Source organism: Urinicoccus massiliensis (assembly GCF_900120405.1).
GTDB classification, from domain to species: domain Bacteria; phylum Bacillota; class Clostridia; order Tissierellales; family Peptoniphilaceae; genus Urinicoccus; species Urinicoccus massiliensis.
This window is the reverse complement of the sequence record NZ_LT635493.1, coordinates 540332-566339: the sequence shown is the minus strand read 5'-3', so window position 1 is coordinate 566339 and position 26008 is coordinate 540332. Positions and strand designations below refer to the sequence as shown.

Sequence of the window (26008 nt, the reverse complement as noted above, 5' to 3'; positions counted from 1 at the left end):
TTCTTATCCTATTATACCGATTCCCCGGAACCCTTTCAATGAATGAGAGGTTAATCTCTTAAAAAATAGGGTAAATAAAAAACGGAGGATTGAAAATGCAAAAAGTAGAAGGAAAAAATATCCAATTAAAAAATGGCGAGACCTATTTCTACCGGGAGGCAGGCCGGGGACCGGGGGTCCTCTTTCTCCACGGCAACATGTCGTCCAGTGCCTTTTGGGACAAGACCATGGAGGCCCTGGCCCAGGACTACCATTCCCTGGCCCCGGACCTTAGGGGCTTTGGCCAATCCAGCTACAAGACCCCCATTGGGTCTCTTTGGGACTATGTAGAGGACCTCAAGGACTTTATGGATAGCCTGGACCTTAGCCAGGTCCACCTGGTGGGTTGGTCCCTGGGTGGGGCAGTGGCCCTGGGCCTGGCGGCCTCTTACCCAGACCGCTTTAAAGACCTGACCATTGTCGGTGCCTTGGGCCTGGCTGAACCCAAGCAAAGACTGGTGTGGAAGCTGCCGGGCTTTGATGATGTTTTGGGGAGCCCCTGGCCTGAAAACAGACATTCCAAGGACCCCCTTTTGGGCTATGCTGTGGAAATGCTCTGGCAGTCCACCATGTACCATGTGAAAAGACCCACCCCCCAAGACTATAAAAAATACCTGGACGCCAGCTTGGCCCAAGTCAACCGCAAGGATGCCATCCGGGCCCTGAGAGACTTTTACCTTACCCATGACCAGTGGAAGAAAATCCAGGTCCCCTGCCAGGCCATCCATGGCAAACTAGACCGGATTGTCCCCTATTCCCCAGAAAGTCGTAGGCCCCAAAATTGCCAGGTCCACCTCCTGAACCAATGTGGCCACTTTGTCATGAATGACCAATTTGAAACATACTTAGACCTCTTAAAAAATTTTTTCCAAAGACAGGAGGACCAATGACCAAAGTTTTATTAACCCGAGAAATCAACCAGACCTACCGTGAAAAAATCAAGGACCTGGGCTACCAAGTCCAGCTGATGGAAGAGGGAGACCCCTTGGAAGACATAGACCTGGCCCTGGGAGGCCTGGCCTTAAGAAACTTAGATTTTAGCCAGTTAAAAAGGCTCCAGGCCGTCTTTCTAACCTCCATGGGAGTGGACTACCTCCCCCTGGATTATTTTTCAAAAAAAGGCATTATCCTAGCCAACAACCAGGGGGTCTATGCTGAGACCATTGGGGAGTTCATTGTCTTTAACCTCCTACAGCTCCAAAAGGCCAACCGGTTTTTTATCCAAAAGCAAGAGGCCCATCTTTGGGAAAAACCAAAGACAGGCCTGGGAACCCTAAAGGGGAAAACTGTTCTGTTTTTTGGGACAGGGTCCTTGGCCCAGGCTGGAGCCAGAAGGCTGGAGCCCTTTGGAGTCCAACTCTTGGGCTATAGGAAAAGTCCCAAACCCCAGGCTCCCTTCCAAGAAATTGTCACGGACCAAAACTTGGACCAGGCTTTAAAAAGAGCCGACTTCCTTGTCCTGACCCTGCCCAAGACCAAGGAAACCTACCACTTGATCAACCGGGACCTCCTGGCTAAAACCAAGCCGGGGGTCAAAATCATTAATGTGGCCCGGGGGGATATTATCCAGGAAGAGGCCCTGGTAGACTACCTAGAATCCGGCCATGTTGCCGGAGCCTGCCTGGATGTCTTTGAAAAAGAACCCCTGGACCCGGCCTCTCCCCTATGGGACATGGACCAGGTCTACATCACGCCCCACCACTCCTATAGCAGTGAAGGGGACCGGGAAATTGAATATAAGACCATTATGGAAAACCTCAAACGCTTTAAAAAAAATCAACCCCTTATCCATGTGGTTGACACAGACAAGGGGTATTGATTAGGCTAAAATTTCTTCCAGGGCATCTAAAAGGGCGTCGTTGGCCTCCCGGCTCAAGATACAAAAACGGAAAAAGTCCGGCCCCAGGTTGGGGAAGTTGGCACAGTCCCGAATAATGAGCTTCTTGGGCAGGAGCCTTTCTCTAAGCTCTTGGGCTGTCAGACCATCTTTCAACTGGCAAAGGACAAAGTTTCCCTGGCTGGGATAGACCCTTAAGCCGGGGAGCCTTTCCAGGCTCTGGATCATCCGAGCACGCTCTGACTTGGTATGTTGGTAGACCTGGTCTTGGTAGTCCTTGTTGAGGAACATTTTTTCTCCCATCATCTCAGCATAGATGTTGATGCCCCAAAGGTTTAACTGGTCCTGGAGGGCCTGGAGGTGGGATCCGTGGGAGAGGACACCATAGCCCAGGCGGATGCCGGGACTGGCGAAAAATTTACTGGTGGACCGGACCACAAAGAGGCGGTCATAGGTAGAGGCCAGCTGGCAAGCCGTATAGGGAGCCAGGTCGGTGAACTCGATATAGGTTTCATCGATTAAGAGGTAGGCCTGGGTTTCTTGCAAGATCCGCTCAATATCCTTGGCTTCCAGGATGGACCCTGTGGGATTGTTGGGGTTGGTCAAAACATAGAGGTCAATATCCAGGTCCTTAATTTCCTTAATAATGGCCTCAGGGTCCAGAGCAAAATCCTCGTCCCTGTCTAAAAGATGGTGGTGGACACGAGCTCCAACCTTCTTGAGCTCCCTTTCATATTCACTATAACAGGGGCTGTTTAAAAGAGCATTGGCCGGGTGGACCAGGGCAATATAGGCAGAAAGTAGGTTGGTAGTTCCTGCTCCCAAGACAATTTGGTCCGGGGGACAGTGGATGTAGCCGGAAAGGACAGACCGCAGCTGTCTATATTCCGGGTCGGGATAGACCTTGGCCCGGTCAATATGTTGGACCAGGTAGTCCAGGCTGTCTCGGTCGGGACCGAAGGGGTTGACGTTGGATGAAAAGTCCATGATTTCGTCAAGGGAAAAACCGTATTTTTCTTGCAATTCGAATAGGTTGGCACCATGTTGAATTTTATTGGCCATTGTAACCTCCTTTATTTCTATGTCAATCATAACCCAAAATTTTTTAGAATGCAATTCAGAAAGGATGAAGTAAAATGTACGAATTTCGAAACGACTACAACAGCGTAGGCCATCCCAAGGTCGTGGAAAGACTTATGGACCAAGTCCACACCGTCTATCCGGGCTATGGCTTTGACCAAGCCTCTGACCGGGCCAAGGAAATGATCCAAGAAAAAATAAAAAGGGACGTGCAAATTAACTTTGTCCCCAGTGGCACCAGCGCCAATATCCTCTCCCTAACGGCCACTTTAAAGCCCTATGAAGGAGTGGTGGCAGCAGAATCCGGCCACATTGTCAATGACGAAGCCGGAGCCCTGGAAGCCGTAGGCCATAAGGTGGTCTTTGTGGAATCCCAAGACGGAAAGATCAAGCCCCAGGCCTTAGAAGACTACCTGGCCCAAGACCATGACTTTTTTAATATCCTACCCAAAATCGTCTACATCTCCAATAGTACAGAATTGGGAACCGTCTACCGCAAGGCCGAATTGGAAAGAATCTACAAGGCCTGCCAAGACCATGGCGTCTACCTCTATATCGACGGTGCTCGCATGGGGTCTGCTCTCATGAGCCCGGCTTGTGACTACAGTTTAAAAGACCTGGCTGGCCTTTGCGACATCTTCACCCTAGGTGGAACCAAAAATGGAGCCCTTTTTGGGGAAGCAGTGGTCTTTTGCAACAAGGCCTTGGGAGAAAACTTCCACTATTATTTGAAACAACACGGAGTCCTAACGGCCAAGGGCTTTTTAATGGGCCTCCAATACCAAGCCCTCTTTACAGACGACCTCTATTTTGAAAATGCCAAGATTGCCAACTCCATGGCCATGAAACTGGCAGAGGGGGTCAAAGACCTGGGACTGGACTTTGCCTATCCGGCAGAAAGCAACCAAATTTTCGTTAGTTTGCCTGAAGGCAAGCTAGAAAAATTGGCCCAAACAGTCACCTTTGAAGACTTTGGTCCCCTGGAAGGAGACCGGAAATGTGTTCGTTTTGTCACTACCTACCATACCAAGGAAGAAGAAGTTCAAGGCCTTTTGGACAGCCTAAGAAGTCTTGTGGGATAAATTTAGAAGAGGAAAAGGGAAAGAGGGATAGAAAAAGTGGACCAAGGCTCTTCCCAAGAGTCATGATGAAAAAATCCATAAACTAGAAGATAAAAAAACCCGGAAAGATACAAGGTCTTTCCGGGTTTTTTATCTTTAAGCTTGGTAGACAATTTTTCCTCTACAAAGGGTGTAGAGGACCTTGCCTGGAAGTCTTTGGCCCAGGAAGGGGCTGTTGGATGACTTGCTAAAGCTAGAATCATAGAGCCAGTCTTGGCGGGGATCAAAGATGGCGATATCTGCTGGGCTACCAATTTTTAGGTTGCCTCCTGGAAGTTGGAAGTAGTCTGCAGCATGGCAGGACAAAAGCCCCACCAGGGCCTTGTAGTCCAAAAGGCCTTCTTGGACCAACTCTCGAATGCTCAGACCCAGGGCAGTTTCCAGGCCAATAATGCCTGAAGGGGCCTTAAGGAGGTCTTGGTCTTTTTCTTCCTTGCTATGGGGAGCATGGTCTGTGGCAATAAAGTCAATGGTTCCCTTGGCAATATGGGCCTTGATCCGGTCCACATGGTCCTGGGACCTAAGGGGTGGGTTCATCTTGGCCAGGCTGCCATAGACTTGGGCAGCATCCCGGTTGAGACTAAAGTGGTGGGGGGTGACTTCACAAACCACGGGGGCTCCCAGGTCTTTATAGTGGGCAATGATGTCGGCACTGTCGGCGGAAGACAGGTGCTGGATGTCAATGGGGGCCTGGTGGGATAGGGCCAGGGCGCAGTCTCTTTGGACAAAGGAGTCCTCGCTTTTACTAGGTGCTCCCTGGATGCCCAGAGATTGGGCAAAGGGCCCATGGTCAAAACCAGGGCAGTCAATCAGGGCCGGGTCCTCTTCATGGAGGGAGATGGTGAGGCCCAATTTTTTGGTCCTTTCCAGGGCTTCTTCAAAAAGGGCCTGGTCCTTCAAGGGGAAGCCGTCGTCGGAAAAGGCCACAGCTCCGGCTTGGGCCAGGGCCTCCAGGTCATTGAGCTCTTGGCCCTTAAGGTCTCGGGTCAAGGCCGCCACGGTGTAGAGGCGGATGGGGAGGTCTTGGGCTTTTTGGTAGAAATTTTTTAGGTCCTGGACAGTATTGATGACAGGCTTGGTATTGGCCATACAGATGACGGAGGTGTAGCCTCCTCGGGCGGCGGCGCGAGCCCCGCTTTCCAGGTCTTCCTTGTGGGTAAAGCCTGGGTCCCTAAAGTGGACATGGACATCAATAAAGCCGGGACTGACGATGGCGCCATGAGCTTCTAGGACTTGGGCTCCCTGAGGGTCCAGGTCCTTATCCATTTCTACAATCTTTCCCTGGTCCAGACGGAGGTCTAAAATTTGGTCCAGGTCTTGGCTGGGGTCGACCAAGCGGCCCCCTTGGATTAAAATTGACATTTAATGCTCCTTCATAAAGTCTTGGATGGTTTGGATGGTTTCTTGGATGTAGGTTTTTTCTCCAGGATAACCATAGATGACCCGGCCGTGCTCTTGGATCTTTCCTATAATCATCTGGTTACGGTAGAGGCGGTTGTCCCCAGTTCCCTGGGACCTCATATCTGTCAAAATGCCCAAAATCAGCCGGGGAAAGTGGATGCCATGGTCTGCTTCAAATTCGGCCATGACTCCATGGGCCATGATTTCTGCTGCCACGCCGTCGTCGATGCTAAGGCCGTCTAGGCAGGCAATAAGAATGTTGGCTTCCTTGAGTTTTTGGGTGTCGGCCTTGGAAATGGCTAGGGCGGTAATGGTGTCGTCCTTGTTTTTCTTGTCGTTGATGTCTGCATTTCTTTGGGGGACATAAAGGTCCAGTTGGGTTTGGGCTTCAATGGCCCGGGCAAAGTTTTCCGTCCATTGGAACATGGCGTCGTTAAAAAAATGGGAGGCAAAGTATCCTTTCATGGTATCCTTCTTTCTATTAAAGTTTGGTATAGGCCAGGCAGAGGAGTTTTTGGTCCTGGGCCTGGGGAAATTCCCGGGCCAAGGTCTGGCTGAAATTTTCTCGACAGGGGAGTTTTTTAAAGGTCAAGACCAGGTTTTTAAAGGTTTCTTCAGGGTCGGCCAGGTCTTCCAGGGCAGATAGGTCCCGGCTGGGCAGGGGGATGGGCCGGGTCAGAGATAGGAGGTAGAGGATTTTAAGGTCCTTGGCCTTGAGGGGGTCCCGGCTCCTGTGGACCAGGTCCAGGGCCCGGTCTACCCGGGTCCAATCTTCTTTTAAATAGTAGAGGCGTAAGACCTGGTAGACTTGCCGGCGAGAGAGACTTCCATCTTCCAGGACCAGGGAAAAATCCTCCCGGCGGTCCATAAATTTTTCCAGGCTGTCTTCATCTAAGATATCCAAGAGGGCCTTCAGGTCCTCCAGCCTGCCCCGGGGGAAGAAGTCCACCAAAAGATCCAGGAGGTCATCTTGGCTGGGGCCCTCTTCCAGGTAGGAAACCAGGGCCCTGGGCCAGAGGTCCTGGCCACCCCTTTCCAGGGCTTGGATCAAGCAGTCTTTTGGTCCCAGGTCCTCTGGGACCTCTTCTTTTTCCGGGCCGGGACCTTCAGCAAGGACCAGCTGGTCCTCTGGGTCTTTCTTTTTGGGGAAGAGGCGGCGGAAAAATCCCTGGGCCTCATCCTCCTGTCTTTGTCGCTGGGAAAGCATCTGGCAAACCCGGTCAAATTCCTTTTGGAGGACGGCATTTTCTTTTTTTAATTGGTCAATTTCTTGGTCCTTTTCCTCTAGCTGTCTTTGAATGAGGGCAAAGGCGGACTCCAAATTTTCTTTCATATCATAGCCTTTCTATTTGCCCTGGCTGGGCAAGGTCTTTTCTCAGCTGGAGGATGGACAAAACCGTCACCACCAGGGTGGCCACCTCGGCCAGGCTACCAGCCAGCCAGATAAAGTTGGGGGCCAGGGCCTTTAAGAGGTGGAGGAAGATAAAGATGAAGATAAAGCCCCGGGACAGGGAGATTAAAATCCCTAGCCTGGGCTTGTTCAAGGCGGCGGACATGCCGGAAACCAGGATATTGTAGCCCAGAAAGAGGTAGGAGATGGAATAGAGTCTCAGGGCATAGATGGCCAGGTCAAAGGCCGCGGCTTCCGTCTTAGGGATAAAAATGCCCACCAGGAGGGCCGGGGAAAATTGGGCCGGCAGGAAAAAGAGCATACTGGCCACAAAGACCGTTGCCAGGGCCGAGACAAAAATTTTTCGGATGGCCCCCAGGTCCTCCTTGCCATAGTAGAGGGAAAAGAGGGGCTGGGACCCCTGGGTGATGCCGGACATGGTCATAGTCAGGAGGAGGGAAAAATAGTTGATAACCGTGTAGGAAATCAAACCCGTCTCCCCGTAAATGGCCAAGAGGTTGCGGTTGAAGAAAAACAAGATGGCCGAATAGGAGAGCTCGGTTAAAAAGTCTCCAAAGCCAATCTTCATGGCCTTGGTCAGGGAAACCAGCTGGGGCTTGATCAGTAAAATCCTCAGCCGGCCCTTGTGGTAGAAAAAGTGGCGGAAGAAGATGACAAAGGATAGGATTTGAGCCAGGCCTGTGGCAAAGGCCGCCCCCTTGATTCCCCAGCCGAAAAAGCGGATAAAGACATAGTCTAAAATAATGTTGGTCAGGGCCGAGGACAGGACCCCAATGGTGGACAGGATGGGCATGCCGTCGACCTTGACTATGATTTCCAAAATATAGGACAAAATAAAGAAAAAGGTAAAGGGCAGGACCAGGTAGAGGTAGTCCACCACTAGACCGTGGAGGTTGCCGGTGGCCCCCAAAAAATGGGCCAGGGGCTCAATAAAAACCATCAGGAGGATGGAGGTTACCAGGGCCAGGAGGCCGGCGCCAAAGAGGACAGAAGAAAAAATTTCATTGGCCTTGTCCACCCGGCCCTTGCCCAGGTTAATCCCAATCCGGGTGGAAGTCCCTACAGACACCAGGATCCCAAAGGAAAAAAGGGCATTGGTAACAGGCATGGCCAGGTTGACGGCGGCAAAGGCTTCAGGTCCCACAAAGTGGGCCACAAAAAATCCGTCCACCAGGGTGTAGATGGAAAAAACCCACATGGCCAAAATGGTTGGAATGACATATTTAAAAAAAGTTTTGCTATTCATTTTTTCGTCCTCAATCGTATTTTTTTCATCCTACAACTTAGCTTTAATTTAAGTCTATTATTACATATCCTAAGAAAAAACAAAAGTTTAAAGAAAAGGCCTTTACAAAAAAATTTTAGATGGTATACTATAAATAATTTTATAATTTACTACAATAAAGTAAGAAAGGAGACTTACTTATGAAATCAATCAAATATTTGTTCGCTGTTTTACTTTTAGGAGTCTGCCTAACGGCCTGTGGAGGAGGACAAGACCCAAATCAAGCTGGGGAAGCTTCTGAAGGATTAGATAAAAACAAGACCTATATCATTGGTCTAGACGACACCTTTGTCCCCATGGGTTACCGGGACGAAAAGGGCGACTTGGTAGGTTTCGATGTGGACCTGGCCCGGGAAGCAGCAAAGATTATGGGGATCCAGGTGGACTTTATGCCAGTGGATTGGAACTATAAGGAAGCGGAATTAGAGGCCAAAAACATTGACTTTATCTGGAATGGCTACTCCATTACCCCAGAAAGAGAAAAGGCTGTTTTATTTTCCAAGCCCTATATGGACAATACCCAGTTAATTATTGTACCGGAGGATTCTCCCATTGAGACCAAGGCTGATTTTAAAGGGAAAAAAGTAACCCTCCAAGCAGATAGTTCTGCCCTGGAAGCTGTGAAAAAAGACCAGGCCTTTGTGGATTCTTTAGGAGGTCCCCTGGTGGAATATCCTACCAACATTGAAGCCTTTAAAGATGTGGAATCTGGCCGTAGTGACGGTCTTGTGGTAGATGAAGTCTTGGCTCGGGACTATTTAAAGAAAAATCCCCAAGTTAAGATGAAGATATTAAAGGAAAACTTTGGCCAGGAAGAATTTGCCGTAGGTATGCGAAAAGAAGACAAGGCCCTGGCAGAAGAATTAAACAAGGCCCTGGACCAACTGAAAGAAAATGGAAAATTTGAAGAAATCAGAGGACGGTATTTCAGTAAATGAACATGTTAAGAATGCTCCTGCCCCTTTTGGGAGAGGGGATGAAGATGACCCTGGGACTTTTCGTCCTGACCCTGGTCTTGTCTTTGCCCCTTTCCCTGCCGGTGGCCCTAGTAAGGATCCAATCCAACAAATTCATCCAGACCTTGACCCGGATCTATATTTACATCATGCGGGGGACCCCCTTGCTCTTGCAAATGCTCTTTGTCTTTTTTGGTCTCCCTCTTTTGGGCCTGACCCTGTCTAGGAACGGGTCCATTGTCCTGGCCTTTGTTTTAAACTATACGGCCTATTTTGCTGAAATCTACCGGGGTGGAATCCAGTCCATCCCCCAAGGGCAATGGGAGGCCGGCAAGGTCTTGGGCCTATCCAGGTCTTTTACCTTTTTCAAGGTCATCCTGCCCCAGGCCAACCGGGTGGTCCTACCCTCTATTGGCAACGAGGTCATTACCCTCATCAAGGACACCTCTCTGGTCTATACCCTGGGAGTCATGGATATACTAAAGGCGGCCAAGACAACCTCCATGAATTTTTCTTCCTTGGTTCCCTATATCTATGTAGCCGTGGTCTACCTGGCCTTGGTGGCTGTAGTTTCAGCCATCCTCAATAAAATCGAAGCAAGAGGAGGTGGGTCCTATGTTAAAAATTAAAGGCTTTAAAAAATCCTTTGGAGACAAGGTCCTTTGGGAGGACCTGTCTGTGGAAATTCCTCCTGAAACCATTACCTGTATCCAAGGAAAGAGTGGAGAGGGGAAAACCACCTTCCTCCGTTGCCTCCTGGGCTTGGAAGACCTAGATGCAGGAGAGGTTTTTTGGCAGGACCAAGTCCTGGAAAGCAAGGACATTGGCCTGGTCTTTCAAGACTTCCAGCTCTTTCCCAACCTCAATGTAGAGGAAAACTTGCTTTTGGCTTCCAGATACCACAAGAGGGACCTCAAGGCAGCCAAAGAAAAAGCCCAACAACTCTTGGAGCTGATGGGCATGGAAGATAAAAAAGAGGCCTATCCGGAAATCCTGTCCGGGGGGCAAAAGCAAAGAGTGGCCATTGCCCGGGCCTGTATGGAAAATCCCAAGGTCCTTTGCTTAGACGAGCCAACCTCGGCCTTGGATGACCAAGCCAAAAAGACTATTTACGACCTCATTAAGGGCCTGGTCCAAAGGGGGATGACCATTCTCATTGTCACCCACGACAGTCATTTTGCCAAAGAGGTGGCCGACAAGATCCTGACCATCCAAGATGGCCACTTTATAAGCCAAGAAAATTAAGGCATTTCAAGTAGACCTCGCCCCGTCGGGCATCCTCTTGGGGATAGTCCTCCAGGCCCAGGCGGTCAAAGAGGTCTTTTTGGTCTTGGACAGGCATATTTTCATAAATATTGATGCTTTTACTAGGGCTGGGGTCTAGTTTTAAATAGCCCAGCTCCAGAAGCCTTAGGCCGGCTTGGGCCTCTGGGGAAGAAGTGTCCGGTCCCACCACCGTCATGGAAGAGTGGAAATGATTCCCTAAACTTCCCCGGCGACGGACATCTTCCTTTAAGAGGTCTTGGATCCGGCCTTTTTTTGGTCCCAGCCGGTCCTGGTCTGTGGTGGCATAGAGGAAGGGGACCTCCTCCCCGGCCAAGACCCCGTTTTGAGATAGGAGGGCCTTCATCCGGTAGGAGTTAACCCCTAGCCGGACCCGGTCATGGTCTTGAAGGGGCCGGCCGTCGGGCCAGGTCAAGCTGACAATCCTTTGGCCCCCAGGTTGGTTGTAGTCCACCCGGTAGTCCAGGCCGGCAAAAAAGTCAAAGGTTGAATACTTTAACCGGGCCCTTTGGGGCTGGATACTCAGGGTGATGTCCCCGGGATGGAGGCGGTTGAAATAAGAAACCGACCACTCCATATAGCGCTTCAACTGCCGGCCCTCAAGTTCATAGACAGACATCTCCCCGCCAGCATAGTGGTAGTTGCGGTAGATGTCTTTTTTTCTGAAGGGACCGGGGAAGATTTGAGGGTAGGGGTTGTCCAGGTGGAAGGCCACTAGGTCCGCCCCAGACGCCTCCAAGAGGACTGACCCAATCCAGGCGGTCCAGGCAGAGGGATAGGAGGCAATGTGGGGGTAGTTTGCAATGGAACTTGGAGCCACCATGGCCTGGTCCACCTGGCCCAAGACCTCTTCCGAAGTCTTTTTGGCCTTGAGGTGGTAGGGCTTTAGCAAGTCAATAATTTCCTTGTCCGGTGCCAGGATATCTCCGTCCTGGTAGATGGGGATGAGAGAGGAAGACCTCTGGGATATATAGGTAGATTCCGGGGTCTTTTTAAAGTGCAAGTCCATTTTCAAGAGGTGGGTGGCAAACATACCTGCCTCAGCCACCAGGGTCTTGTTAATTAAAAGGCCCCTTTCCAGCTGGTGCATATGGGCCCCAGCCACCAGGTCAAAAGAAGTGGAAATCTTTTGGATAATATCCCGGACCCCCGTATTGGGGTGGGCATTTTCATTTTGGATCCCCATGTGGAAGATGCCGATTTTTGCATCCACTGGGGGCATGTCAGCAAAGACTCTTTCCAGGGCTTGGACCGGGTCTTGAATGGTAAATTCTTCCAAGACGGACGACTTTTCCTTGAATTCCCCCACCAGGGGGGTAATGAGGCCCACAAGGGCCACCCGGATTCCGTCAAATTCATAAATTTTATAGGGTTTAAAATAGGGCTTGCCCTCCTTGTCCAGGAGGTTGGCCAAGAGGATGTCCCCTTGGAAGAGGTCCCGGGCCCGGTGGATAAAGTCCGGCCCGTAGTCAAATTCGTGGTTGCCCAGGACCCAACCGTCATAGCCAATGGCATTGAGGGCCAGGATTCCAGGATGGACCGGGTCCTTGGCAAAAAGACTAGAGGCATTTCCCTGGACCAGGTCCCCGGCATCAAAGGTCAGGACATGGTCACAGTCCCTTTTGATGGCCTTGATGGCCGTAGCAAGCTGGGCCAAAGACCCATGGACGTCCTCTTCATCCTTTGTGTAATCCCAGGGTAGGTACCAGCCGTGGATGTCTGAACTGATTAAAAGACTGAGAGAAGTTTCCTGCATAAAAAAGATCCTTCCCCTAGTTCTTTTTCACAGAAGAAGCCTTGCCATGTTCCTTCAAAAGCTTGCTCCGGACATCCCACAACTTTTGCGACAAGTCCACATGGTAGTCTTGGGGGTTGTCAAAGCGCTTCATTTCATCCCAAAGCCGGTCCAGCTCTTCCTGGGCGTGGTTGCGGATTTGGTCCAGCTTTGGCAGGTCATAGACCAATTTTCCCTTGTCATAGATCCTTTCCAAGAGGGGTTTAACCGTATAATTAGAAAGAGTCCGGGTCTTCCAGGTGTAGAGGGGGTGGAAGATTTCAAAATCCTCCCCTTGGGGGGCCGGTTCGTCCTGGAGGCTAATGAGGTCGGCCAGGGCCTTGTCTGTTTCCTTGTCGTAAAAACGGTAGACCTTTTTAAAACCGGGGGTGGTGATTTTGGAAATATTTTCGGAAATCTTAATAGTGGGTTCCAATTGACCGTCTCTTTCCACACTGGTGAGCTTGTAGACCCCGCCAAAAACCGGGTCGCTCTTGGAGGTAATGAGCCTTTCACCAACGCCGAAAGAATCCAGCTTGGCTCCTTGAGTCAAAAGAGCCTCAATGACAAATTCGTCCAGGGAGTTGGATGCCATGATCTTGGCATAGGGGTAGCCGGCATCGTCCAGCATCTTCCGGGCCTTTTTAGACAGGTAGGCAATATCTCCGGAGTCAATCCGGATCCCCATATTTTTAATTCCCTTGGGTTTTAAATATTGGTCAAAAGTTGCAATGGCATTGGGAACCCCCTGCTTCAAGACATCGTAGGTGTCCACCAAGAGGATGCAGTTGTGGGGGTAGGTTTGGGCAAAGGCGTCAAAGGCCTCCTTTTCTGTAGGAAACATTTGGACCCAGGAATGGGCCATGGTCCCCACAGCTGGAACCCCGTAGATTTTCTCAGCCAGGGTGTTGGCCGTACCGGCACAGCCCCCGATATAGGCAGCCCGAGCCCCCAGGTTGGCCCCGGAATAACCCTGGGCCCGGCGGGACCCGAATTCCACCACGGGACGGCCTTGGGCCGAATAGCAAATCCGGTTGGCCTTGGTGGCAATCATGGACTGGTGGTTGATGGTTAAAAGCACCATGGTTTCCAAAAGTTGGGCCTGGATAACAGGACCCCGGACCACAACCAGGGGTTCGTGGGGAAAGGCCACCGTCCCTTCGGGAATGGCCCACATGTCACAGGTAAATTCGAAATTTCTCAAATAGTCCAGAAAACCCTCAGAGAAGATCTTCTTGGACCGTAAAAAGTCAATATCCTCGTCGGAAAAATGGAGTTGTTCCAGGTATTCCACCAACTGCTCCAAACCGGCAATAATGGCATAAGACCCCTGGTCCGGCACAGACCGGAAAAACATGTCAAAGGTGACAATAGTGTCTTGCATATCTTGGTCAAAATAGCCATTGCCCATGGCCAATTCATAAAAATCCGCCAAAAGCGTGTAGTTATTTTTATCCATAAATTTTATTCTTTCCATGAAACCCTCCTTAGGTTGGTAAAACAAGCATTTCTTACTATCTATTATAGCCTATAAAAAGATTTTGAAACAAAAAAATAAATTTAAAAAAATTTTGAAAAAAGCGTTTAAAAGAAAAAGAGTCGGGTATTATAAGAATACCAAAGGAAAAGGTTACTCCATCCTTTGGCTGTACCTTGAAAATTCCATCCAACGCAAAATCAATAGGAAGAAATGACATTCAAAGAGGTTCGACTTTCTTTTATATCGGTTTTAAGAAATAGATAAGAATTGATAAAAGAAGCGGAAGAAGTTATTTGAAGGTTAATTCTTTACATCAAGAATTTGATGTTGACTATAAAATGTGTATTTTAAAGGAAAATGAGCTCATAGATAAAAGTTAGATGCCTATTGTGGTTGAAAACAACCGAGTCGGAGAGAGATTCCATCGACTGAGGAATCGTTCGAATCCCCTTATCGAGTTGCTTTAGCAGAATAGGAAGGCAAGAGGTGAGACCTCTGAAAGATAAGAAATGACCGGGGCAAGAGCCCAAGAGAGTCAGGAAAGAGAGATGTGAATGGAACCTACAATAGACGCGTTGGATGGATGACAAGGTATTTTTTTATTTTATTGGCCGGGAGGCCTTTTTTTATTGGGATTTTTTGGGTGTGGGTGTTGAATGCCTTTTTTACAGGCTCTTTGTCAAATGTTGGGGTGAGATTCATTCTCGCCCCTTCTTTATGCCCGAAAGACCATTAAAATGCGACTCTTAAAGTTCTCAAAATTCCGATACCCATAGGAAACCCGTTTAATCACTTTGATTTTGTTGTTAAAGCCTTCTGTTTGTCCATTGGTGATGCCTGTGGAAAAGGCGTTTAGGATTTCTTCTTTCCAGTTTTCATAGGCCCGAATACTGGCTTTAAATTCCTTTAATTCACTTTCTTTGGCTGTCCAGATCCACTTGTCTAAGGCCTGTCTTGCTTCTTCTTTGCTGGAGGCATCTAAGACGTCATAAAAGCGTTCTTTTAAGAAATAAGCTTCTTTGATTTCCTTGTCTTGCCAAAGCATTAGTTCCAGCTTTTCTTTTTCTTCGGGGCTTAGCCGACTGCCTTTTTTCCGTAGGATGGACTTGGACCGTTTAAAGTAGAGGCGATACTTTGCATCCCTTGCCTTTTGTCGTGTCTTGCGGACATTCTCTAAGGCCCAAAAGACTTGTCTGGCAAAATGAAACTTATCCGCAATGAAGGTTGCCTGAGGGAAGAATTCCTTTAAGACGGCGTAGAAAAGATGACTCATATCCATAACCACATACTTCACCCTTCTTCGTTCTTCCTTGGGAAAAGAAGAAAAGTAGTCCATTAAAGCCTTCTTTCGTCGAGAGGGTAAAATATCCAGTACCTGGTGATGGATTGGATCCACTAAAATACATTGGTATTTATCCCCACCAGCATTTCCCTTAAACTCATCCATACTTAAGACCCGAGGAAGATTTGGCCGCCTCCTTGGAGCCAACTTTAGATAGCTTGTGAGACAAGAGGAAGATAAACCCAAGTCCTTGGCAATAGAAGATAAAGACCGGACCTGTTTTAATTGGTCTTGGATAAAGAAGTGGAGATCCTTAGTCCGTCTAGAATAAGGAGCTAAGAAATCCAAAGACTCATAAAAGCGCTTCTGACAATGAGGACAAACAAAGCGCTTCTTCCGAAGAAAAAGAAAGACCTTCCGCAAGCCAATGGGCGTATGTTGGATCCTTTGCAGACGATAATCATGGATGCGAGAGGTCTTATGCCCACAAACAGGACAAAGTCCCTCCTTGTATAAAGAATGGAGTTTTACATCAATGTGATCATCAAAAGAGACCACCTCGTCAATAGAGACACCTTTTAAATTCAATAGATTTGTGTTAGTATAGTTTTGCACTTATCTCACCCTTTCATTTTGTTGTGGTAACTTTATTGTAAAGGAAAAAAGAGATAAGTGCATTTTTTATAGCAAAAAATAAATGTTGGAGTCTAGGGGGACCCCAACATTTATTATAGAACCTTTTTACAAAGATGAATATATTTGTAGGGGCGATTTTAATGACCTATCCCAATGAAGCCAAGCGAAGCGAAGGCTGAATTGAGGAAGGTCAGATACTAAGATTTCCCAAGAGGCCGAGAGAAACGAAGGCCGATTGGCAGAAATCGACAGTGAAAGCCCTAGCTAGAAATTGACGGCTATATCGCCTTTTTTATAAGGGGTAATATGTTGATATGGGGGAGAAGGTGATGGAGGGTTTTGTAGGGGCGGCCCTGTGCCGCCTTACCACAATTCCGGATATGTGTATTTTGGGGTTTGGGTATTGATCTTGTTTCTTATGTTTAATGAAATAATTGAATTGGTAGATTTTCGAACATATTGCCGGAAGGATCGTAGGGGCGATTTTATATCGCCCTTTTGCAAGGGGGAAGAGGTTGATATGGGGGAATCATGGTTATTGTTTTTATTCTCTATATTTATATCACCTGTTTACAAATAAGGGCCGGACAGGCCGGCCCCTACATGGGGAATCGGTCCTTGGCTTCATTGGGTTAGTATCTATAGCAGGGATGGTCGCTTGCTGTCAAATCAAAGATTTGAAACGCCGCGACCTCTTCCAGACCTAACTTGGCGACGAAGGAGCCATAGTAGGTCTTATGCAACCAATTGCCCAAATTTTTAATTTGGCTGCAATTGTCTGCGAACCTTCCTCAATTCAGCCTTCGCTTCGCTTGACTTCATTGGGATAGGTCATGAACAAGGTCGCCCCTACATTGGGAAATCGAAGATTTCGGGTTAGGTCATAAAAAAACCAGCCGGGTTTTCCGGCTGGCAGGTTTATTTTTTTCGAATGGCGCCGAGGATTAATAACAAAATGACGGAGCCGGCAATGGCGATTAGGAAAGAAGACAGGTTGAAACCAGATACTTTTCCGAAATGGAAGATGTTGGTTCCGATGAATCCACCAATAAAGGATCCGATAATCCCAACGATAATGTTGGCTCCGGCACCCATATTAGGATCGTCTCCTGTAACTTTACTTGCCAACCAGCCTGCAATTGCTCCAAAAATAATCCAACTAATAATACCCATAGTCTACCTCCTTGTGGTTCGTTTTATAAAGTACTAGTAAATAAGTTCACTTATTTTTTACCCAGAAGAGGGTGGTTAAAACATAATTTTGTTCATTCTTTTCCTGCTAAAAGCTGGTCGATTTGTTTTTCCAGGTCCAAAATATGATCCAAGGTCAGGTCATCTCCCAGCTTTGCCAGGGACTTGGCCTGGCGAATCAATGGGTCCAGGCTGGGGTCTTGGAGGTCTTGGCATTGTTTGATTTTTTTCCCCAGGCGGTTGTAGGCCTGCATGACTTGGTGTTCTTGGGCAATGTGGCCCAGGAGGTAGGAAAAGGGCCAGGCCTTGGTGGTTTCCGTCAAAACGGCCTTGTGGGGAAATTGGTAGCCTTGTTCATGGGCTTCTTGCAAAAATCCGTAGAGGGCTTCCCGGTCAATTTGGCAAAAAAGCAAAAATTCCATGTCTTGGGGATAGTCTTCTTTGACGAATTTTCTGGGGTCGGCGTCGGGGATTTGGGCCAGGTGGCCGGCTGTATAGAGGGTGTCTTGGTCCCGGACTTCCTTGACGGTAAAGGAGTATTTTTGGGCCAGGTCTTGGATAAAGTTTAATTTTTCTTGGTCTAAACCGTAAACTAATAGCATTTTTTCACCTACTTATTTTTTTAGGTCCTTAAACTTATGGTAAAATAAGGACATATACTTTAAAAATATACCCGATTTCCGCTTGTATCTAACAGGAAGAAGGGGAAGAAGATAGAAGGAGAAGGTTTGATGAAAAGATTTTTTTGTTGTTTATTGGGGGTCCTGGTTTTGACCCTGGCAGCTTGTGGCGGGGGCAAGAAGGGGCCTCTGGTGACCAACCTGGGGGGTCCGGAAAGTAACTCCTGCCTCAAGAAACTAGGGGAAAGGTTCGGCCTCAGGGACCTAGAGGGGGTCTTGGCGGAAAGTGCGCTTTTTAATTCCACCAATGGGGACCGGGTGTATCCTTCTTTTGTGGCCTTGGACCAGGCGACCTATGATCCTTTTTCTTTTAATAGTGATTTTTTAAAGGACCATCCGGACTTCCAGGACAGTAATTGTCGGGAGACTTTGATGCGGGTTTACGGCCAGGCCCTGGAGGTGAAGAAGGCGGATTTTCAGGGGACCTACCTGGCCTTTGACCGGGAGGACCTGGCTAAAAATCCGGCTTTGAAAAAAATTGATCCCAGGACCTATGCGGGGCTTTTTAATGAAATTACCCTGGACCGGAAGGCCCAATCCAAAGAGGACCGGAAGAGGATCTTTCAAGAGGCCTTGGATGCCAGGGGCTTTAAAAACCACCAGGGGGCCAAGGTTGTCATGGTCTATTTGGAGGACCCGGACCAGGGGGTTTATTTTGTGGGCCACTGCGGGCTTTTAATGGAAGATGGGGGCCGCTATTACTTTTTTGAAAAACGGGCCATCAACGAGCCCTATTCTCTTTTATCCCTGGACTCCAAGGACCAATTGGTCCGTATTTTGGAGGACCGCTACGAGGCAGAGGATATTCCCAACCTGGTTATTACAGAGGATATGAAGGTCCTGGCCTGGGACTAGGGCTAGTTTTTGTGGAAGTGGACATGAACTTGGGTATTAATAAAGATAAGGGTTTACTTGTGAGGTGGAAAGATGAAAATGAAGCAAAAAACTTTTTTAGAAATTTTAAATTCCATTAGCCATGGTCTGGGGGTTTTTCTTGGTATCACGACCTGTGTCCTCTTGTGTGTCTACCATAGGGCCTATGCCAGCCGGATTTTTGTGGGAGAGCTGGTCTACATATCCAGCTTTATCCTCTTGTTTTTGGCTTCTACCCTCTACCATGGCATCCCCATCCGGTCGGAGAAAAATCTTTTGCGGGTTTTTGACCATAGTGCAATTTTTATCTTTATTGCCGGGTCCTATACCCCCATTGTCTTGTCCTTATTTGAAAATACAGGGGCCATTTTATTTTTAATCTTGATCTGGGGATTGGCCCTGGCGGGTTTTTGCTTTAAGTTATTTACCATAGGCCGTTATGATAAGTACACTAAATTGTCGACCCTTCTCTATATCGGCATGGGTTGGATTTCGGCCTTCTTGATTCCTGGCCTGGTAAAAACCATGGGGATCAAGTATATGCTGGGGATTTTATTAGGGGGCATTCTCTATACCCTGGGAACCTATTTTTACCGGAAGACATCCTGGACCTACCACCATGTGGTTTGGCACTTGTTTGTCTTGGCTGGAGCTGTGACCCAGCTGGTGAGCCTAGTCTTTGGCTTGCAGTTAGCTGTTTTGAAGGGATGATTTGATGAAGTATGGATTGAACCTCCTGGGGGCGGCCTTGAATACGGCCAACCTGGAGGAGGAGGCAGAAAAAATTGAAGAGATAACCAAGCCCTCTTTTTGGGCGAATATTGACTGGCATAGGTTGGCTAAGCCTCTGGCTTTGGGCCTGGTGATTTTTATTGTGGGTTTTTACCTGATCCGCCTGGTGACCCATCTTTTGGCCAAAATCATGAAGCAGCAGGGGGTCAACAAGGCCTTGAGCCACTTCCTCCTGGTGGGGGTCAAGGGGGTCTTGTATTTTTTCCTGGTGACGATTGTGGCGGGAAACCTGGGTCTTAAGACGACTTCTTTGGTGGCCCTGATTGGTACCTTTGGTATCGCCATTGGCCTGGCCCTCCAGGGGAACCTGGCGGACTTGGCATCGGGGATCCTGCTGGTGGTTTTGAAGCCCTACCAGGTGGGGGACTTTGTGTCCATCCGGGACCTGGATGGCCTCTACCGGGTTTTTGAAATCCGCCTCTTTCAAACGGTCTTGCTGGATGCCAGGGGCTTCCACCATATTTTTCCCAACAAGACTATGATGTCTTCGGTCCTGGCCAACTTGTCCCAAGAACCCCTGGTAGGGGCCCAGGCCCGGTTGACGGTGGACCTGGATGAGGATATTGACCGGGTCATTGAGGTGGCATCCCGGGCCATGGACGGTTTGGACTGTCTCAACCATAGCCGGGACTATGGAATTTTTCTGGACGAAGTTTTAGACTATGGCATGGTTTTTGTCTTCCGGGGTTTTAGCCGGGACGTGGACTATGCTGGGGCCTGTTCGGATATTGCTGTGGCTGTGAAAAAGGCCTTTGACCGAGAGGGAATCCGCCTGGCCCATAAGATTGTACGAATTGAAGAAAGAAAAGATGGAGAAAAGTCAGGAGAAAGAGAATGAAAAAACAAGTGAAACTAGGATTGACAGCACTTTTAATGACAGTCCTATGTGCCTGTGGAGGTCCAAAAAATGCCGACACAGGCAACACGGCCAAGGCAAATGCAAACCAAGCCCAAGCCTCTGTGGAAAGCCAAGACCAAAGCAATGCTTCAGCAGGTCAAGTCCAAGCCAATATCCAGGCTGTGGATGAAAAGACCTATCCCGTCAGCCTGGCCCAGGCAGTGGATGCCTTTAAAAAGGAATATCCCCAAGCCCAATTAACAGGAGTTTCCTTTGAAGAAGAAAATGGCAACTTTGTCTATGAATTGGAAGGAAAAGACCCCAAGCAAGACTATGAACTCCAAGTCCATGCTGGATCGGGGCAAATCTTAAAGCAAGCACAAGAAAATGAAAACAATCCCATGATTCAAGCCCTGGACCTAAGCCAAGTCAAGACAGAAAAAGAAGCCATGGATGCAGCCTTAGCTGCAGCCAAGAGCCAATACCTGTATGTAAAATCCTGGTCTTTAGAAGTGGAAAATAAGCGACCGGTCTATGAAGTTTCTCTTGTCTATGAAGTTTTTCTTGAAAAGGGCAACCAAGACGACTTGGAAGTGAAATTGGATGCAAAAACTTTAGAAGTTCTTGACCTGGATATGTAATTTTTAAAAGAGCTAGAACCCCGGAGAGATTTTTCCGGGGTCTTTTTTTAATCTTACCCTAAGCTTTTGAAAAATTGACGAAAAGACCAATAAAGCGTATAATAGAGCCATTAAATAAGTTTGGAGAGCCTATGAAATATTTAAATTTAAGTGGAAAATTTATTTTGGGGTCGGCCCTAACGGCCCTGGTCATTACCCTCCTGAGTCTTTACCTGGTAGGGGAAAAGTTTCAAGAAGGACTTTTTTGGACCTTCTTTAAACCTGTGGACATTTTTATCTATAACTTTATCCCCATCTTTTTGATGGTGGTTTTTTTGGCCTTTTTCTTTGGCAGTCTCCAGGTTTCTATCCTGGTCAACAGCATTTTTTGGATGCTATTAAGCTATATCAATGTTTTAAAGATCCAGTACCGGCAGGAATTTCTCTTTGCCAGCGACATCAAGCTGGTCCGGGAGGCCTTGCTCATGGCGAAAAAGTATTCTCTCAAGCTGGACCCCAAGCTGGTGGTCATCTTTGTGGTTTTTGGCCTGGCAGTCTTTGCCTGGTCCCTGCTTTTTTCCCGGGGCAGGATTCCTATGAATTTGGAAGTCCGTTGCCTAGGGAGCTTGATTTCCCTCTTTATCTTTATCTACCTGGCATCTAATTTTATGATGGACCCGGTTCGCTTTCAAGACCTGGGGGTCAATTCTGGCTTGAACACATGGCAGGGCCTCAACAATTATGCCTCCAAGGGTTTTGCCTACCCCCTGGTTTATTCCTTTAAGGATTCCCGGGGCTATATCTATGACGACTACAATGAAAAAGAGGCCTTGGAAACCGACAAGGCCTATCAAGACGCAGACATACCGGCGGGGCAAAAGGTCAACTTTATGTGCATCATGCTGGAATCCTACAAGGATTTTTACAAGTTCCAAAACCCCCGGATGGTCTTTAGGGAAAATCCCTATGCCTACTGGTACCAATTGAAAAATGAAATTATTTCCGGCAACCTCTATGTAGACACCTTTGGCGGCGGAACCCTGGTGACGGAAAAGATGTTTTGGTCGGGCTATAAACACAGCCCCAACTACACCACAGACCGCAAGACCCATGTCAGCTATTTCAAGGACCAAGGCTACCGGGCCGAGGCCTTCCACCCCAGCGACGGGCTCTTTAACAACCGGAAGAACCTCTATCCCAAGGTGGGTTTTGACAACTTTTTCTATGAACAAAACTACTTTAGCAAGGCGGTTAGGGAAGGAATTTTACCAGACTGCGAATTTTTCCCGGAACTGATGAGGATTTTCAAGGACCGGGCCAGCCAGGACCAACCCTATTTTTCCTGGTCCATTACCTACCAGGGCCATGGCCCCTATCCCACAGAGCCCCTTGAACCGGGGCAAGAAATTGTCACCAAGCAGGATGGCTATGATGAAAACCAATACTGGGCCTTTAACCACTACCTGCGGGGAGTCAAGGACACCACGGAAAACCTCAAATACCTGGTGGACAATTTACGGGACCAAGAGCCTACGATTTTAATCCTCTTTGGCGACCACTGTCCCTCTATGGGAGACCAAGCCATTGGCATGTCCATGATGGGGATTCCCTGTGACCTATCCAGCCTGGAGGGGTCTGTCAATACCTATGAAACCCCCTATATTGTCTGGGCCAACCCGGCGGCCAAGGAACTTTTTGCCGGGAAAAACCTGGTGGGCCAAGGACCCAACCTGGACGCCAACCTCTTAATGGACTATGTCTTTAAGACCCTGGGTTGGCGGGGAGACAAGTACACCGCTTTTTCCCAAGACTATATGGACCGGCAAAGTGTTATGAAAGACAACTTCTTCTTTGAAAATGGCCAATGGACCTTGAAATTGTCCGACCAGGGAGAAAAGATCCGCAAGAATGTATTGAACTACGAATACTACCTATCCAGACAAAAGAGAAATAAGTAAAACAAAGGCTTAGGCTGCGGTCTAGGCCTTTTCAATAAGGAGGCAAGATGAGATTTATCCTAGAAGACATTCACAAGTCCTTTAAAAAGCACCAGGTCCTCAAGGGGGCCGACATGACCTTTGAATCTGGCCATATCATTGGCCTTTTGGGCCGAAACGGCGCCGGAAAAACCACCCTCTTCCAAATTTTAAATGGGGAGCTGCCCTTTGATTCCGGGAGTTTTTACATTGAAGAAGGGGGCCAAAGACGGCCAGTCCAAGAAGGGGATATAGGCCTGGTCTATTCAGAAAACATCCTGCCGGACTTTTTAACCGGCTATGAGTTTATCAAGTTTTACCTGGACATCCACCGGGGCAAGGAAAGCATGGACCCCGAGCCCTTTTTGGACCAAATGGAATTCAGCCAGGAGGACCGGCACAAACTCATCAAGACCTATTCCCACGGCATGAAGACCAAGTTGTCCATGCTGACCCTCTTAATTGCCGCCCCACCCATTATGCTACTGGACGAACCCCTAACCAGCCTGGATGTCGTCATGAGTGAGATGATTAAGACTATTTTACGGACCATGCAAAAGGACCACATCATCATCCTGTCCACCCACATGATGGACCTGGCCAAAAACCTCTGTGATGAAATTGTCCTCCTCCACAACGGCAGGCTCAAAGGGGTGGAAGACATGGGCCAAGAGGACTTTGACGCCTACATCCTCCAAGCCCTAAGGGAGAAAGAAGATGCCTAATTTTTTACCCCTCATCCAACTCCGCCTGACCATGCGCTACAACAAGTTTATTGCCGCCCTACAAAAAATCCCCCTCCTGGGTCGATTAGTGTCGGACAAGGCCTTCCAAGCCCGGGGCTTTAAGGGCCTTATGGCCTTTTTCGGAGGAATCCAATTTATCTGGAGCCAGGTCTTTCAAAGTGTCCTCTACTTTGGCTTTATTGGCCTTGTAGGCTATGGTATCCACCAGGCTACAGGGCTCATTGGCCTGGACCTTTCCACCACTCAGGTTATGGTCCTTTTTGCCTGCAGTTTTGTCTTGGGGTCTTTTATGGCCAATGTTGATGTCTATGAGCCCTCCCAAGAGGCAGCCCTGTGTATTAAAATTTACGGCCTGGATCCTAAGAAATACTATCAAAGTCTTTTTTTCCTGGACCTGCCGGATCCACTTTTTTATATCCTGGCCCTGGCCATCAGTCTTAAGCTGATGGGCCTAAGCCCCTGGGGGGCCCTGCCCTTTGGCCTGGCCTTGGAAGGAGTCCGGGGCCTGGTCCGCTACCTATTTTTAAAAGATGTGGCCAAGAGGGAGTCCATGGACCTGTCTAAACGGTCCAGCGCCATCTTTGCCTGGTTCTTGGGCGGGAGCTTTTTGACCCTGGGACTCTTGATTTTGATTCACTGGTTGACGGGCTTGAACCTGGTAGCCTATATCCTTACTTGGCCAGCCGGCCTGGTGGGCCTAGGACTTTGCTTTTTAGCCTATAAGATGACCTACCGGGGAGACTTGCTCTATAGGGTAAGCCAAAGGGCACTCAATGCCAAGATGGCCAAAAACGATGTAGAGATAGATGCAGCAAAAATTATGATGGAGCTGGATGACAAGGACTTGGACTTGAGTCGGGACAAGAAGTTTGACCAGTTCCATGGAGTGGCCTATATCAACGAGATCTTTTACCACCGCTTGTCTCGTCGATTTTTCAAGATGGTCCGGGTCCGCTTTATCATTCTGGGCCTGGCCGCCCTGGTTCTTTTGGGCCTGAGTTTTTTCTTTAAGACGGAAATTTTGCAGGCCATGAAAAAAGACCACCTGGACTTAAACGATGGTCTGCTAAAAATCTTGCCGGCTGTGATTATTTACATGTCTTCCCTAATTTATGTATCGGAGTCCTTGACCAAGCTGTCCTTTTACCACTTGGACCGGACCCTGATGGGGGACCCCCTCTACCGGTCACCTAGGTTGGTGGTCTACTCCCTCAAGGTCCGGTTGAAAAAGGTCCTGAAGATGAACCTCCCCCTCATTGGTCTGGTCTACCTCTTTACCCTGGGCCTCAAGGTCATTTTTCCTCAAATCCAGGTCAAGACCCTGGTGGTTTTATTGGCTTGGGAAACCCTGCTGATGCTCTTTTTCAGCCTTTACTACCTCTACATGTACTATTTGATCCAGCCCTTTACGGTGGATATGAAGGTAAAAAGTCCCCTCTATAATTTTCTACAAGTGGTAATCGTCTTCTTCTCCTACCAGTCTATGAGTGTCTTTTTAAATATGGACAACCCCCTGCCCTTTTACCTGGGCCTGGCGGCCTTTTTTGTCCTCTTTACTTTGCTAGGATATTTTGCTGTCCTTCGTTTGGCACCGAAAAATTTCAAATTAAGACATGGATGATTTTTTAGATCGCAAGGCCCGCCAGGTCCGAAAGGCTTGGTAGGCCTTTTCTAATGTGTCGGAACAATAGGTAATGGCCACGCCGGGGTCCTGGAGGGTCCAAAGGGGACCGAAGGACCTCAAGGGGACATAGGCCGATAGGGGCAGGTCCAAAAAGGATCCTCGCCGGATGTGTTGGGCCAGGGCCAGGTAGGATTCTTGCCCTAGCCGGCCCCATTGGCCAGGCAGGGCCTTGTGTTTTTTCAGGTCCAGACCCAAAAGGGCCTTGCCCAGGGGGAGACCGGCCCTTTGCCAGAGGAAGGTAAAGTTGTCGGGACGGTTTTTAATGGACAGGATGTATTGTTTTTTTGTATAGGGGTCTTCCTTGGTCAGGATGGATAAAAATCCCCGCCATTGGACCTCCTTGGCCATGGACAGGAGGGCTGCATCCAAGAGGGAGGACTTGGTTTGTAAAATACTGGGACTGCCAATATAGAGGGGGTATTGGGCAAAGGCCCGGGCCGAGGCGTAAAAAATTAGGTCCCCTTGGTCGGAGAAAAAGGCGATGAATTGCCGCATGGTCTTGGAAGGACCCTTGACATATTCCTTAAAGGGGCCGGGGTCTTCTGGAGAGACCTGGTCCCTGGAAGAGTAAAGGCGGTTTTGGGCCAGGGAAATCAGGGGGAAGTCGGGAGCCTGGTCCGGGTCCTCATAAATTTTTGGCAGGGCAAAGTCGTATTTTTCGCAAAGATACTTGATGATGCTGGAGTGGGGGATCCTTTGGTCATGGGCCAGGGGCATTTGGGCATAGGCTGCCAAGTCATGAGCCTGGTCCAGGAAAAAGTCGTTTCGAGGATGGTGGGTAAAGAGCAAAAGAGGCCGCCCCTGTCTCAGGCCGGCTAGAGATTTAATTTGCTGGTAGGCCAGGCCGTCTTCCTTGGCCAAAAGCATCCGGGAAGAAAAACAGGTGGAGCTGTGGGGAATCCTATCCAGACCCAGGCCAATGACCTTGGCGTCCTTGGAAAATTCCCTGGCCAGGGCCAGGCCAGCGTAACTATCTGCTCCTACAATAAAAATATCCATAATCCTCACTCCTTTAGACTATT

The 26008-nt window shown here is 48.6% G+C and carries 24 protein-coding genes; 13 read left to right on the top strand and 11 right to left on the bottom strand.

Annotation, left to right across the window (positions count from 1 at the left end; genetic code table 11):
* Nucleotides 1-95 precede the first annotated feature (95 nt).
* Nucleotides 96-929: an alpha/beta fold hydrolase gene (locus tag BQ7400_RS07355; RefSeq protein ID WP_072469986.1), complete on the top strand. Its 834-nt coding sequence runs from the start codon at nt 96-98 to the stop codon at nt 927-929.
* Nucleotides 926-1858: an NAD(P)-dependent oxidoreductase gene (locus BQ7400_RS07350; protein WP_072469985.1), complete on the top strand. Its 933-nt coding sequence runs from the start codon at nt 926-928 to the stop codon at nt 1856-1858. The genes BQ7400_RS07355 and BQ7400_RS07350 overlap by 4 nt, the downstream gene beginning before the upstream one ends.
* Here BQ7400_RS07350 and BQ7400_RS07345 read toward each other — a convergent pair whose 3' ends face one another.
* Nucleotides 1859-2938: a pyridoxal phosphate-dependent aminotransferase gene (locus BQ7400_RS07345; protein WP_072469984.1), complete on the bottom strand. Its 1080-nt coding sequence runs from the start codon at nt 2936-2938 to the stop codon at nt 1859-1861.
* Between the two features lie 74 nt (nt 2939-3012).
* Between BQ7400_RS07345 and BQ7400_RS07340 the strand changes: the two genes are divergently transcribed.
* Nucleotides 3013-4038 (top strand): threonine aldolase family protein, encoded by a 1026-nt coding sequence (locus tag BQ7400_RS07340; protein ID WP_072469983.1) that lies wholly within the window; start codon nt 3013-3015, stop codon nt 4036-4038.
* 135 nt (nt 4039-4173) lie between these two features.
* On the opposite strand, the gene BQ7400_RS07335 is transcribed toward BQ7400_RS07340, so the two are convergent.
* The 4 genes from BQ7400_RS07335 to BQ7400_RS07320 are packed head-to-tail and all read right to left on the bottom strand — an operon-like array spanning nt 4174 to nt 8135.
* The gene (locus BQ7400_RS07335; RefSeq protein ID WP_083553298.1) at nt 4174-5439 is read right to left on the bottom strand and encodes a dihydroorotase; all 1266 of its coding nucleotides are present in this window, start codon (nt 5437-5439) and stop codon (nt 4174-4176) included.
* A complete protein-coding gene (locus BQ7400_RS07330; RefSeq protein WP_072469982.1) occupies nt 5440-5943 on the bottom strand; it encodes a nucleoside 2-deoxyribosyltransferase in 504 nt (167 codons plus the stop codon).
* Between the two features lie 16 nt (nt 5944-5959).
* Nucleotides 5960-6811, bottom strand: a complete 852-nt coding sequence (locus BQ7400_RS10630; RefSeq protein ID WP_072469981.1) for a hypothetical protein — start codon at nt 6809-6811, stop codon at nt 5960-5962.
* Between the two features lies 1 nt (nt 6812).
* Nucleotides 6813-8135 (bottom strand): MATE family efflux transporter, encoded by a 1323-nt coding sequence (locus tag BQ7400_RS07320; RefSeq protein WP_072469980.1) that lies wholly within the window; start codon nt 8133-8135, stop codon nt 6813-6815.
* Between the two features lie 179 nt (nt 8136-8314).
* Here BQ7400_RS07320 and BQ7400_RS07315 point away from each other — a divergent pair, with 179 nt between their 5' ends.
* From BQ7400_RS07315 to BQ7400_RS07305, 3 genes are read left to right on the top strand one after another with little or no spacing between them, the layout of a single operon-like run.
* Nucleotides 8315-9112 (top strand): amino acid ABC transporter substrate-binding protein, encoded by a 798-nt coding sequence (locus BQ7400_RS07315; RefSeq protein ID WP_072469979.1) that lies wholly within the window; start codon nt 8315-8317, stop codon nt 9110-9112.
* Entirely contained in the window at nt 9109-9759 is a 651-nt protein-coding gene (locus BQ7400_RS07310) for an amino acid ABC transporter permease (RefSeq protein ID WP_072469978.1), read from the top strand. Before BQ7400_RS07315 ends, BQ7400_RS07310 begins: the two co-directional genes overlap by 4 nt.
* Complete coding sequence (locus tag BQ7400_RS07305; protein WP_072469977.1) at nt 9746-10375, top strand: amino acid ABC transporter ATP-binding protein; 630 nt, start codon at nt 9746-9748, stop codon at nt 10373-10375. Before BQ7400_RS07310 ends, BQ7400_RS07305 begins: the two co-directional genes overlap by 14 nt.
* Here the strand turns inward: BQ7400_RS07305 and BQ7400_RS07300 are convergent.
* The 5 genes from BQ7400_RS07300 to BQ7400_RS07280 all read right to left on the bottom strand — a co-directional run bounded on the left by BQ7400_RS07300 (nt 10356) and on the right by BQ7400_RS07280 (nt 17379).
* Nucleotides 10356-12170, bottom strand: coding sequence for a bifunctional metallophosphatase/5'-nucleotidase (locus BQ7400_RS07300; protein ID WP_072469976.1), 1815 nt, complete (start codon nt 12168-12170; stop codon nt 10356-10358). The genes BQ7400_RS07305 and BQ7400_RS07300 overlap by 20 nt on opposite strands.
* A 16-nt stretch (nt 12171-12186) precedes the next feature.
* The gene (locus BQ7400_RS07295) at nt 12187-13665 is read right to left on the bottom strand and encodes a nicotinate phosphoribosyltransferase (RefSeq protein ID WP_083553297.1); all 1479 of its coding nucleotides are present in this window, start codon (nt 13663-13665) and stop codon (nt 12187-12189) included.
* 718 nt (nt 13666-14383) lie between these two features.
* Nucleotides 14384-15538: an ISL3 family transposase gene (locus BQ7400_RS07290; protein ID WP_180371967.1), complete on the bottom strand. Its 1155-nt coding sequence runs from the start codon at nt 15536-15538 to the stop codon at nt 14384-14386.
* 966 nt (nt 15539-16504) lie between these two features.
* Nucleotides 16505-16759, bottom strand: coding sequence for a GlsB/YeaQ/YmgE family stress response membrane protein (locus BQ7400_RS07285; RefSeq protein WP_072469974.1), 255 nt, complete (start codon nt 16757-16759; stop codon nt 16505-16507).
* A gap of 92 nt (nt 16760-16851) precedes the next feature.
* Nucleotides 16852-17379 carry a DUF3783 domain-containing protein gene (locus BQ7400_RS07280; protein ID WP_072469973.1) on the bottom strand — a complete coding sequence of 176 codons (528 nt, stop codon included), beginning with the start codon at nt 17377-17379 and terminating at the stop codon, nt 16852-16854.
* A 129-nt stretch (nt 17380-17508) separates the two neighbouring features.
* Between BQ7400_RS07280 and BQ7400_RS07275 the strand changes: the two genes are divergently transcribed.
* The 7 genes from BQ7400_RS07275 (at nt 17509) to BQ7400_RS07245 (ending at nt 24923) form a co-directional block, all read left to right on the top strand.
* Entirely contained in the window at nt 17509-18312 is an 804-nt protein-coding gene (locus tag BQ7400_RS07275) for a DUF4300 family protein (RefSeq protein WP_072469972.1), read from the top strand.
* A gap of 72 nt (nt 18313-18384) precedes the next feature.
* The gene (gene trhA / locus BQ7400_RS07270; protein WP_072469971.1) at nt 18385-19041 is read left to right on the top strand and encodes a PAQR family membrane homeostasis protein TrhA; all 657 of its coding nucleotides are present in this window, start codon (nt 18385-18387) and stop codon (nt 19039-19041) included.
* Between the two features lie 4 nt (nt 19042-19045).
* Nucleotides 19046-19960: a mechanosensitive ion channel family protein gene (locus tag BQ7400_RS07265; RefSeq protein ID WP_072469970.1), complete on the top strand. Its 915-nt coding sequence runs from the start codon at nt 19046-19048 to the stop codon at nt 19958-19960.
* Nucleotides 19957-20601: a PepSY domain-containing protein gene (locus BQ7400_RS07260; protein WP_072469969.1), complete on the top strand. Its 645-nt coding sequence runs from the start codon at nt 19957-19959 to the stop codon at nt 20599-20601. Before BQ7400_RS07265 ends, BQ7400_RS07260 begins: the two co-directional genes overlap by 4 nt.
* A 131-nt stretch (nt 20602-20732) precedes the next feature.
* Nucleotides 20733-22538, top strand: coding sequence for an LTA synthase family protein (locus tag BQ7400_RS07255; RefSeq protein ID WP_072469968.1), 1806 nt, complete (start codon nt 20733-20735; stop codon nt 22536-22538).
* A gap of 47 nt (nt 22539-22585) precedes the next feature.
* Nucleotides 22586-23281 carry an ABC transporter ATP-binding protein gene (locus BQ7400_RS07250; protein ID WP_034439248.1) on the top strand — a complete coding sequence of 232 codons (696 nt, stop codon included), beginning with the start codon at nt 22586-22588 and terminating at the stop codon, nt 23279-23281.
* Entirely contained in the window at nt 23274-24923 is a 1650-nt protein-coding gene (locus BQ7400_RS07245) for a hypothetical protein (protein ID WP_072469967.1), read from the top strand. The genes BQ7400_RS07250 and BQ7400_RS07245 overlap by 8 nt, the downstream gene beginning before the upstream one ends.
* On the opposite strand, the gene BQ7400_RS07240 is transcribed toward BQ7400_RS07245, so the two are convergent.
* The gene (locus BQ7400_RS07240) at nt 24909-25985 is read right to left on the bottom strand and encodes a hypothetical protein (RefSeq protein ID WP_072469966.1); all 1077 of its coding nucleotides are present in this window, start codon (nt 25983-25985) and stop codon (nt 24909-24911) included. The genes BQ7400_RS07245 and BQ7400_RS07240 overlap by 15 nt on opposite strands.
* Between the last annotated feature and the right edge of the window lie 23 nt (nt 25986-26008).